The organism is Prevotella pallens ATCC 700821 (assembly GCF_000220255.1).
Taxonomy (GTDB): domain Bacteria; phylum Bacteroidota; class Bacteroidia; order Bacteroidales; family Bacteroidaceae; genus Prevotella; species Prevotella pallens.
The window spans coordinates 2,178,870-2,188,416 of the sequence record NZ_GL982513.1 but is presented as its reverse complement, the minus strand read 5'-3'; the positions used below and the strand labels follow the sequence as shown (position 1 = coordinate 2,188,416).

Annotated in this window: 5 protein-coding genes; all 5 read right to left on the bottom strand. The window is 34.2% G+C overall.

What is annotated here, in order from left to right:
* Window positions 1–291: 291 nt before the first annotated feature.
* The 5 genes from HMPREF9144_RS08555 to HMPREF9144_RS08535 all read right to left on the bottom strand — a co-directional run bounded on the left by HMPREF9144_RS08555 (window position 292) and on the right by HMPREF9144_RS08535 (window position 8,725).
* Window positions 292–909 (bottom strand): DUF8467 domain-containing protein, encoded by a 618-nt coding sequence (locus tag HMPREF9144_RS08555; protein WP_006045568.1) that lies wholly within the window; start codon window positions 907–909, stop codon window positions 292–294.
* Window positions 910–1,433: 524 nt separating this feature from the next.
* Complete coding sequence (locus HMPREF9144_RS08550) at window positions 1,434–3,038, bottom strand: leucine-rich repeat domain-containing protein (RefSeq protein ID WP_006045567.1); 1,605 nt, start codon at window positions 3,036–3,038, stop codon at window positions 1,434–1,436.
* Between the two features lie 44 nt (window positions 3,039–3,082).
* Window positions 3,083–4,633: a DUF6850 family outer membrane beta-barrel protein gene (locus HMPREF9144_RS08545; protein ID WP_006045566.1), complete on the bottom strand. Its 1,551-nt coding sequence runs from the start codon at window positions 4,631–4,633 to the stop codon at window positions 3,083–3,085.
* Window positions 4,620–5,930 (bottom strand): DUF4876 domain-containing protein, encoded by a 1,311-nt coding sequence (locus HMPREF9144_RS08540; protein ID WP_006045565.1) that lies wholly within the window; start codon window positions 5,928–5,930, stop codon window positions 4,620–4,622. The genes HMPREF9144_RS08545 and HMPREF9144_RS08540 overlap by 14 nt, the downstream gene beginning before the upstream one ends.
* A 26-nt stretch (window positions 5,931–5,956) precedes the next feature.
* Window positions 5,957–8,725, bottom strand: coding sequence for a TonB-dependent receptor (locus HMPREF9144_RS08535; protein WP_006045564.1), 2,769 nt, complete (start codon window positions 8,723–8,725; stop codon window positions 5,957–5,959).
* Between the last annotated feature and the right edge of the window lie 822 nt (window positions 8,726–9,547).

Sequence of the window (9,547 nt, the reverse complement as noted above, 5' to 3'; positions counted from 1 at the left end):
AGTTATATGTTTTTCGTGCTTTTATAGTTTAAAATCAATTAATTAGAGGATCCTAATCTCTCCTATGAGTATTTCAAATTTAATATACATGTTCTGTATTTTAGATGATTCTTTTGCAATTATTTTGTTCCTCAACTCAAAAAATACCAAATCAATTTATCGTTACAAGGCGCAACCTATACACATAGAATACTAAGAACTGCAAGATGTTCTATTAAGGTTCATCTTATAGTCTCCGTTTTATTGTTCGAAAACAATATTAGTTTATCCAAAAATATTATTATAAGATTATTAAATAAGTTTTGGATTGTCGTTTATTTCATCAAGTGCAATCCCTTCTGGAACAAACATAGCTCTATTATGAATCATAAAATTGCCGTTTTTACCATTATAGTTTGCAACGGCATCTGGTAACGCAATCAATTTACTTTGTGCCTTCATCGCAATTTTTCTTGTCCCGTCAGGTAAAGTATAGTACCAATATACTTTCTGTCCTAATTTTTTAAGAATATTATAAACCCTACTCTTCCATACTTTTTCTTCAATATCATTTACATCATACGAATCTGCAATTCTCCCATGCTGTAAACAGTCTTCTACATTTACATCTGGTAAGGAACGTAGAAATTGCATTTGAGCACGACCTAATTGATAAAAGTGATAGTATCCGTTGCGTATCTTATAGCACTTACTTAGTTCGTCTTTACTAATCAGATTAAAGTTGACTATTGAAACAAATTCGCTTTTCAAATTAGCAACATTTTTTGCTAAACGTTTCTCTATATCCCCTTCGAACGAGGGTTTAACATCTAAAAAAAATATATTAGAATTAAACGTCCTCAAAGCCTCGCAGAATAATAATTCATCTTTAGAGGTCATAAACAACTGACAATCTCTTGTTTTTTCCATTTTATAAGTATACTATTTTATTTTCTTTCCAATATACATTTTTTTGTTATTTATAAAATTATAAGACATCAACTACAAATAACTTTATTCTTTTCTAAGAAAGAATTTGCAGTATCCAAATAGTTTGCCCGTAGAGTAAACCAGCAAGTGCAAAATTATGATATTCTTTTGTAGAACTCGTATTTTTGTGTTTAAAAATTTAGTTTTTATCTCGGTCTTCTGTTTATTTTCTTCTGTATCATTGCAATCTTTTTCTGTGAAATTATCGAAATTAGCCTGCTTTGGTATGTATTGCCTGATTAACTTCTATGCATTCACAATAGTTCCTTTCTGTTATGAGGCATATCTGCCGGCAAAAAAACAATAGCTCCGAAACATTCGAGTACCATAAATAAGAAAAAGAGTGGAACCTTTTCAGACTCCACTCTCTTTACTCAATAATTGTAACCTGTTTTAGTATCATTTCTCAACAAAAGTTGAATAGATACCAGCAGATATTAGAATTATATTCTAATTATAGTCTATTAGTTTTGTGCGTTTACCATTACTTTTCGTACGCTACCATCGCTCATTTTAATGATATTCAAGCCACGAACTTTATGTTGTAATCTAACACCATTGGTATTATAAATACCAACTTCAACTACATTTGTAGCATTTTGTTGAGCATTTGTAACGTTTGTTGGTGTTAAATCGCCTACAATAGAATCGAAAATTCCAGAGCCAAAAACACTATCGTCTTCGTATTTTTGCTTTGCGTTGCCCATAACATGAAGTGTAACGCTATTATCGAATGTAGAAAAAGCATCAGCATCACACTCTGGAACTTCTGTAGCATAAATAGAAATATCGGTGAGTGAAGAGTTATAAACAGCAAAAATTTCCTTACCAATATACTTTAATGTGCTTGGTAAAACTACACTTTCTAACGACGCACATGCACCAAAAGTAGAATTTTCCAATCGTGTTATACCTTCTGGGATAGTAATTTTAGTAAGGTCGGTATAATAAAAACAGCTACTACCAATACTTTTCAGCGTATAAGGCAGGTCTATACTTGTTATTCCACTAAAGAGGAAAGCGTTATTTCCAATGCTTTCTACACCTGCAGGCACAACAACTTTAGTTAAATTATTCTCTTTTTTCTCCTTAGATGTCATTCCTTCATGTGCATTTTGTCCACCGGTTTGAGCAAAAGCACCATCAGCAATTTGCTTTACTGTAGAAGGAACTGTATAAGTTTTTCCATTTTTTGAAGCTGGATATGTGTAAAGAACAGACTGATTGTTATTAAACAAAACACCATCAACTGCAGAGAATGTAGTATTTTCGGCAGACACATCAATATGGTTTAAGGCATAAGTTTCGCTAAAAACTTCGCTACCAATTTGTTTTAGCGAAGCAGGAATACTAACAGAAGTAACTTTTTTTAGTGGAGAAAAAGCACCATCTCCGATACATTCTATTCCGTTAGGTATTTCAACTGCACCTTCTGCCATATTAAAACATTGCAGCACTTTATGTTCTTTTACATTGCAAAGCAAGTTATTTTCTACTTTAAAGTTTTCATTGTTGGCATCAACTTTTACATCTGTGTAGTCTTTATTGCCTCCAAAAGCTGCATCTCCAATATTTTTTACCGAAGCAGGAATAGAAAGAGATTTGCTATGTGTTCCATAAAAAGCATACTTTCCTATTGTTTCTAACCCATTGTTAAACACCACAGCACGTAAATTACAGTTTTTAAAAGCATTGTCGTTTATGGTTTTCAAGGTTTCTGGAAAGTAAATATACATAAAATACGTAAGATCTTGGAAGCAACCTTCAGGAATACTCTCGAACTTTGCTTCGTGAAGATTGGCAGAATGAAGGTCGCGTAACGTACCACCTTTTGCTAATTTAGCCAGAAAACGAAGGTCTTTATCGTTCATTGGACCAATAACTTTTATGCCTTGTACATCTACATCTTCGAAGACGTCCATAACTTGTGCCTCTAAAGTTCCAGCTTTTGTTAGTTCTATTACTCGCTGATTAAAGTAAGCATCTTCTTTAATTTTGTAATCGTCTTGTGCAAAAACAGTCATCACACTGCACAAAATAACGAATGTTGTTAGTAAAATTTTCTTCATAATCTATTATTTTTAAAATTGATTGTCTAAAAAAACAACTGTTATCAGAGAGTTACCCCCATAGACAGTTCTATATTATTCCAATTCTGGTTGTTATTATACCATCGGTGTCCAGTTTGTAATTGCACAAAAACAGACGAAAGCACCTTAATTAGTCGAATATCGTAGCGCAATTGTATCTCCAAATCCCAATAATTTGCTTGCTGCATAGCTGCATTATTACGGAACATTTCTACAGGTTTATCAAAAACTTCTGGTTCGTTGAATACAAAATGATGATGTGTAGCCTTACCAAAATGCGACGAAACACTTGCAGCCAACAAACTTTTAGCGAACATTTGCGAAAAATTCAGCTGTAAAGAAGGCACAATAAATGCTGTTTTCAGTTGTCTCACAGGCATTAAATATTGTGTATTTTGTACATCGTAAGCCACGTTTGGTTGTAAAACAAACCATGTTGCAGGCGAAAATTGATGCAAAGTTGCAAATGATAATTGTACAATTTGCTGCTGAAAAAGAAAAGGTTTAGAGCTTGCTATCTGCTTATAATTGGTTAATCCACTATCATAAAAGCGTTCTTGTCCTTCTCGTTTTACTATTTCAGCATTAAGCATTAACTTATAAGTCCATAGTTTTTGCTGTTTAATCCACGAAATATCTCCTCGCCACTTTGTTTGAAATATATCGCAAATAGGAATATCTCGTTCCGAAGCAAGGCGTTTTTGTATATTTTCGTGCGACATATCGGCAGAAGCCTGCAATCCGTTCCCACTTTTTGTATGCGTAGAAATTCCAATTAGATAATTGTTTCCTTCATACTTTACAGCATTTTGTAACCCTTTAAAGCGAAAATATTGCATACCAAGTCCTGTAAGATGATAAAGTACACGATTACCTTGAGGATTCATAAAAATAACATTACTTTGCTGCGTATATCTTCCAACATCTACATACATTGCAACAACTCTCTGTGGCAAAACATCGTATCCCAATCCTAAACGTAATTGAACATCGAGCGAAGTATTCTTTGGACGTGGGTCGCGGTTACGATATTCTATTGTAGATTGATAGCTTAACTCTGCACCCAATGTAAGTTTATTTTGTTTATGTGCATATCCTCCTCTAAAACGATAGTATTCACGTAGCATAGATACGGTGGTAGTATCGGCAGTTACGTATGGAAACACACGTTTATAATCGCTATTTAAGTTCCATGATACCCCCAATCGTTTGCCATTTTCATAGTACGCTTCGCCCCAAGCAATTGAGTTTTTACCAACTTTTATGTGCGATTGTGCTTTAAAAAACATCTGTTCTACGCCTGTTCCCAATTGTGCATCAATTGGAAGAGATGCTTCGCTATGTTGATAGCCAGTTTGTACTTGTGAAAAATTAGAATTATACTCGTTCAAAGTAGATATAACATTAAACGGAGTTAAGCGTTTGAAATACTGCAAATATATTTCTGTTTCTCTCACAGAATTTAGCGACTCCGAAATAGAAGTGGCAGAAATATTATTCTGCGCACTTCCAAAAATTGGCAGACAACTAACGCCTGCAATAATAATGCTATTATATAGCTTACTTAAAAACATACCACGGATCTGCCTTTACCGTTTCAAAATCGCGTTGTGAATCGTTCGTATCAATTAGTTTATGTGCTTTCGAATCATATTTTCTTCGTACTGCTTTACCATAACGTTGCTTATCGTGGTCTACTTTTGAGAACCATGCATAGCCATTATCTAATGTAGAACTTATAACATTCCACTTTTTTTGGTCTTTTATTGCTAATACTACAGCATCGGTTATCCATGTATTTGGTACTTTTACTGCGTGGAATTTCATATCTTTTACAGTTGTTCCATACGTAAACTTATACGAATAATCGTACTGATAAGATTCGTCGGTTGTAAAGGTTTGATTGTCTACACCTAAAAAACCTATTATATATGAATAGAAACCTCGATCGTGTGGTCCCCATATTGTGCGAGAATAAGTATATAGACGTTCCATATTTGGAACTTCTGGATTATCTATATCGGTAACTTTTGGATTGGTAGACTCATCGTACCATTCAAAATTAGCTTTTGAAAGATCGAAAGAATTAGGATTACGTTCGGGAGTTTTATGATTAATTGCATTATCACAAATAATGAGAGAAGCACCTGGTTGAACAGGATATTTATGATCTTTACCATGCATACCTGGTACTTTAGTTAAATATTGTACAGGTGTCTCTTTATCTAAAATATATGGTTTATAATCTTGATGAATCATTTGTTGAAATGCACTTTCACCAATAAACAATCCGTCGGCATAGAGTACTTCGTCTGAATTATTGGTTATTCTGAAGTATTGATCTCCCGTATAAGGGTCTCCACTATCACGTATAGTGCGAGCTGCAAATATTTCTGCAATTACAAAACCATTGCCCATATTAGGGAAAAACATATCAATTCCTACAACGGGAAGTTCTGTTCCGCCACCTTGCACTAATGTTTGATTCATAAGATTTCCACGAACAATGCTTCGAGTTTTTAGTTTGTTACTATAACAAGCTTTTGCTTCAAGGTCTATATTGTATAAACCTTCTGCCACTCTAATAGTATCTAAAGCTATTGTTTGTGCTACTTCGGTACCATTATTGGGTACTTTTATTGCTGAAACAACAAACAGTGTGTCTCTACCTGTTGATACATTGTGTAATTTTACTGTAATGTTCGAAAGCGAATCTACATCGTTAAACGATGAAGATAAATTTGCATTCAACGCTATTCGAGCATATTTAATGGCTGATTTTCCTCCATTTGGAACATCGTCATTGACACAACTACCAAAAAGAAGCAATGTTAAAGCGACTGTAAAAAATAATTTAATTGATGTCTTCATTTTTTTTGTTTCTTATTAATTGTTTTCTATATCTTTAATCCTACTTCCATACCAAAATAGGGAGAGAATGTGCGCCTAACTATAAAGCCATTCACGCTATAATCGGGCGCAATATAAAACACTCTATCGGCAAAAAACGAAAGAGATAGATGTTTTCCAAACTGCTTTGTGGCTTTAAAATTTAAAAGCATATAACTTCGTTCCCTACTACTCATATCTTGCCCAGCTGTACCACTCAATACAAGCCACCGTAAATAAGAATTATTTTTATCGGCTTCGGTATATGGATGCACTGTTCCCGTAATATCCATATATCCCATAGGAACACTTGATGTAGCTGGACGTTTAGTGCTGCTCATCCAAAAGCATTCGGCAGTTGCCGATAAAATTAAACCTAACTTATCTACATAAGAATCGAAAATAAAGTTGGAAGTAAATATTTGTTTATCATATTTGTCGGTGTTCATATAATATCCAGCATACTTGTCGGCAATAGCAATTCCACCAACTACTACATTTGGAGCTGAACTAAACAAAGGTATACTATTCTCGTAAATAGTTCGGAACCACGCGCCGTTTACTGTTATTCGGGTTTGAATTAAGGGAATTCGTGGAGAGGAATATTGAAACTCTATACCTTGTTTCTTTATTCGCGACCCATTTTCTGTTATTCCATAACCATCTAATATAGTATCGGTTACTACAGGTAATGTACTTAGAGAGGGTGGTCCCGTTAATGTAGATGGATTAATACCTGAAGTATCGTATTTTTTATAAACAAATGGACGCATTCGTGCTGTGCTTCGGAAACCATCTTTCATATCTTCCTGGAAATAGGTTATACTGAAATGATGTGCACCTTTATCTAAGCCCAAACGTATTTCCCATTTTTTATTACGTGCTGGTTGAAGATTAGGATTTACCGGACTAAGTTTGTAGGTACGTATATGAATGCGTTTATATTCTGAACGAGCATCCCAATAGTTCATTTCTGTAATATCTTTATATACATAATCGGGATACAAATCGAGTATTGTTGGCATCTTTGTCATCATACCAAATCCACCAGAAACAAAGAATTTAAAGCCAGAAACTTGTGGAAAATCCCATTGAACATTAATGCGTGTGTCGGCAAACAACTTTCTATGTATAGCATAATTTGCTGGAATATTGAGCATTTGTGTTGTGCGCAATCCCGCCATTGCTGTTAGTTGATGTTTTCCTAATGGTAATGTAGCATTATCTTCCACATAAAACGAAAGAATATTTGTTGCTGGAATTTCTTTATATGAACGTGGTCTACGAGCTGTTGAAGCATGTAGCGGACGTGTAATATCAAATATCTGTCCACGACCATAGTTTTTGTTCAACATAAATTCACCTCCAGCTGTAATACGATGATTTATAAGTGCTGTTTGTGCTGTCCATTCGGTTTCGCCCCTAAAAGTAGTATAAAATGGAATTCCTTCTACTCGATAGTTGCTTATATATTGGAAAGGAAGAAATAACCCATCGTATTCTCCACTTTCATAAGCTAATGGAACTACATAATCGCGCTGCAAAGCAACAGCTTCAGTCTGATGTATTTTGTCGAAAGCTACACTCGCTGTATAAGCAAAAGAGGCTCTTTGCAAGCCAAGTGGCAACAGTCTTCTATATACAATTCTATTATTCATACCTATTTTTAGGTACGATGAACGGTAACGGTCTTCTTTATGTATCTGTATTTCGGGGTCGGTTTTTACATTGTCTACATTTAAAGCATAGTCTGTTGCTCCATTCCATTCTAATATGTTGTGTTCTCCTAATTTCCATTTTCGTTGTATACGGGCAGAGATAGTTAGTCGCTTATAAGTTTCAAATTGGTTTCGTGGCTCTTTTTTGGCATCTAACAAGCCTCCATCTACATTTAAATTCCATTTTTCTGCCAACAAAAAGCCTTTACCTGCTGATATTAATTTACCATATTCATCGGCTTTCAACCGAATTTGCAGAGGTGTTTGACTACGCTTTCGTGTAATATTTATTAGTCCACTTGTTAATTCTCCATACTTAACCGATGGAATACCACGTACCACTTCAACTCGTTCTATATTGTCGGTAGGTATTTCGCGCATATCAACGCCATAACTTATATGATTTCTACTATTATCGGCATCTCCTTGAAAAGCTCCTGCTATATATTGCATATTAGCATCTGTACCTATGGGTTGTCCATCTACAATAAATTTGGTTCCTAATGAAGAAGTTGCATATTGTGAGCTTGGCGAACCTGCTTCACGCAATGTAATTACATTAGCACTGCCTAAAGATGGTATTTTTGTCATTCCTCCAGGCAACAATGCTAATAAATCGGTAAATGAAGATGGCTGTAAATGCTCCATTGCTGTTTGTCCAATAATGGTTGTACTTGTTATTCCTTTCTTTTCCGAAGCTGTAACCACCACTTCTTTCATTGCACTATTGCCTGTATACATACGTATATATAAAGGTTTTACAAGAGGAACTTGTATAATGGTATCTACTTCCTGAAAACCTATGGCAGAAATGCGAAAACGCACACTACCCTTTAAGGAACATTGAACACTAAAATTGCCTGAATCGCCTGAAACAGTTCCCCCCACTAATTTATTTTGCTGAAACAAACGTACAGTGGCACCCACTACAGCTGTTGCATCATCGCCATTTGTAATAGAACCACGCAAAATATATGCAGACATTTTTGGGGTTTGCTGTGCCTTTATAGACATTGCTGTAAGCAGAAGCAGGCCTATAATATATAAAAATTTAGTCATCCTCTTTTATTTGCGAGGCAAAAGTAATAAGAATATACATTTTCCGCAATACCTAAAAATAATGATTTACTATAGTTGTCATAAATATACCATCAATTTATAACTATCGTATCTATAAAAGAACTTTATGCCATAACTTTTTACTACGAATGTTATATGACGAGCTATAAACTCTATAACTATTAAAACTTGCTTGAATTAGTTATGGTCTACCTTCTTATGGCAAAATTTGGAAATAAAAAGAAGGTGTTGCCATTAAAACTAAATTGGTCATTAAACACAATATGTATAGTTCTTATTACTATGGTATTGTTTCCTAACATCTTTTATTTTCTTATCGACATCTTGTTTGTCTCTGTAACTTGATGTAGTCCGCTACGCCTGTGTAGTAAAGACAGACTATCTACTTGATAATAAAACAAAATATATTTAAGCTTTAACGACTGATTTGGATAAAAAACAATTGCCCTAATTTTTTATTATAAAATTTTATTTTTTAATTAGAAATTCAGAATTTTATCATTAAAAAAATCTTTTTTATAATTAATTTTTTTTGGTAGCTTCCATTAACATAAACTTTGGGCTATTTGCTTTTAATATCATACCTGGCAACCCACATAGTTTTCAAGGTCCTTAACTAATAGGAATTTCTTCTGTATACCAAATGTTCATTACGCTTTAATTCAATCACCCCATTTAGAATCTTCTACCACACTCTATAAGCATTACATCACCACATAAAGTTTTGAATAAATTTATTTTTCATGTCATATCTGTCACATCTTATGCACGCATAACACTCTCATCATTAACAAGATACGG